Source organism: Agromyces sp. NPDC058484 (genome assembly GCF_042720415.1).
Classification (GTDB): Bacteria; Actinomycetota; Actinomycetes; order Actinomycetales; family Microbacteriaceae; genus Agromyces.
On sequence record NZ_JBHXMP010000032.1, the window covers coordinates 1 to 1513 of the forward strand.

Consider the following 1513-nt stretch of genomic DNA (forward strand, 5'->3'; position numbering starts at 1 on the left):
TCGTCACCCGTGCGTGGGTAGTCGTCAATGGGTTCGTGGCGCTGGTGTTCGTCAGACCAGCGCCCATGCCTCGTTCTGGCGGGTCAGGCCGAGTGTCAAGCGACGAGTTTCGTAGAGGGTCGTTTAGTTGGTTGTGACGAGGGTCGGGTGGGTGTGAGCCGCGGCGTGTGATGCTTCGTACTCGGCGGGTGGGATCTGGCCGAGTTCGCCGTGCAAGCGCCGCTGGTTGAACCAGTCGATGTACTCGGCGGTCGCGATCTCGAGGTCGTTGATGCCAGTCCAGGGCCCGCGGTTGCGGACGAGCTCGCCCTTGTAGAGCGAGTTGAATGCCTCGGCGAGGGCGTTATCGTAGCTGTCGCCCTTGGACCCGACGGATGCGACGGCATCGGCTTCTGCGAGCCGTTCGGTGTAGCGGATGGCCCGATACTGCACACCGCGGTCGGAGTGGTGGATCAGCCCGGTCAGGTCGTCGCCGGCGTGCTCGCGCCGCCAGATCGCCATCTTCAGCGCGTCCAGCGCGAGGTCGGTATACAGCGAGGTGGCCACTTGCCAGCCGACGACCATGCGGGAGAACACATCGATCACGAACGCCGCGTACACCCACCCCGAGAACGTCCGGACATAGGTTATGTCGGCGACCCACAGCTGGTTCGGCGCGGTCGCGGTGAACTCGCGGTTGACCAGGTCGCGGGGCCGATCTGTTTCCGCCGCCGGCCGCGTGGTGCGCGGCGCTTTCGCTCGGATCAGCCCGGACAGGCCGGCGGCTTTCATCAGGCGCCGCACGGTGCATTCGGCGACCGGGTCGCCCTGCCGCCGCAGTGATGCGGTCATCTTCCTGGCTCCGTACACGTCGTAGTTCTCCTCGTGGATGGTGGTGATCTTCTCGGTCAGCTCGGCGTCGCGGATGCTCCGCGCGGACGGCGGGCGGGTCTTCGCGGCGTGATACGTGCTCGGGGCGATCTGCGCCGCAGTGTCCTGCAAGGCACGGCAGATCGGCTCGACCCCGAACTCGTCACGATGCGTGTCGACGAACTCGACGCGCTCGGTCACCGGGAGGGGCGGTCGAGCTCCGCCGCGAAGAAAGCCGACGCGCTCTTGAGGATCGCGTTCGCGCGGCGCAGCTCACGGACCTCCCGCTCCAGCTCCGCGATCCGGGACGCGTCCTCGCTCGTCGTCCCCGGGCGCAGGCCCTCGTCGATCTCCGTGTTCTTCACCCAGGTCCGCAATGCCTCGGGATGCACCCCGAGCTGATCACCGATCCGCCGATACGCGCCCATCCGGGTCTCGGGATCCTTGCGGGCATCGATCGCCATCCGCGTCGCTCGATCACGAAGCTCGGCGGGGTACTTCCGTTGTGCTGCCATCTCGGCGGGTTCCTTCCGGGTAATCCTCCCCTCCATCAAACCCGTCGCGCGTCAGAGTGCGAGGAGGCGTTTGAGGTTGATCCCGGCGGCTCGGGTGGCCCACCAGGCGTTGTTCTTGGCCACGCCGCGGTAGGGGACGCGGCGGGCGC

At 67.3% G+C, this 1513-nt stretch carries 1 pseudogene and 1 other annotated feature; the pseudogene reads right to left on the reverse strand.

Annotation, left to right across the window (positions count from 1 at the left end):
• Positions 1-123: 123 nt before the first annotated feature.
• A pseudogene (locus tag ACFWN7_RS17115) lies at positions 124-1364 on the reverse strand (IS3 family transposase).
• Positions 952-1086: a sequence feature (AL1L pseudoknot), on the reverse strand. It overlaps the preceding pseudogene by 135 nt.
• Positions 1365-1513: the final 149 nt, after the last annotated feature.